This is a genomic window from Pseudomonas sp. SWRI111 (genome assembly GCF_014268555.1).
Taxonomy (GTDB): Bacteria; Pseudomonadota; Gammaproteobacteria; order Pseudomonadales; family Pseudomonadaceae; genus Aquipseudomonas; species Aquipseudomonas hamedanensis.
Genome location: NZ_JABWQQ010000059.1, coordinates 1 through 533, shown reverse-complemented (window position 1 = coordinate 533; position 533 = coordinate 1). Strand labels below are relative to the sequence as shown.

Sequence of the window (533 nt, the reverse complement as noted above, 5' to 3'; positions counted from 1 at the left end):
ACCCTGGCCAATGAAATCGACACCGTCATGGCGTCGGTCTCCTACACCCTGGGCGCCAATCTGGAGAACCTGACGCTCACCGGTACCGACAATCTCAAGGCCTTCGGCAACGCTGGTAACAACGTACTGATCGGCAACGCCGGCAACAACACCCTCTTTGGTGGCGCAGGTCTGGACACGCTGATCGGCGGGGCCGGCAACGATACCTACAACATCGATCAAGCCGGAGAACTGGCACTTCTGGTGGAAAACGCCAATGAAGGCGCAGATGTCCTTAACATCACCTACGCCGCAACCGCACAGACCAGTGTTGTCGACCTGAGGCAGGCCAGTCTGCAGAATGTTGAAAACTTCCTGGTCACCGGCGCCGGTGCGTTCACCATGATCGGCAACAGCCTGGACAACATCATGCTCGGCAACGCCGACAACAACGTCCTCGACGGCGGCCTCGGTGCCGACACCATGACCGGCGGCCTGGGCAATGACACCTACCATGTCGACAACGTCAACGATGTGATTGTCGAGACCAGCAC

The 533-nt window shown here is 58.9% G+C and carries 1 pseudogene; it reads left to right on the top strand.

Annotated elements, in window-relative coordinates:
* A pseudogene (locus tag HU755_RS26930) lies at nt 1-533 on the top strand (hypothetical protein); the annotation flags it as partial.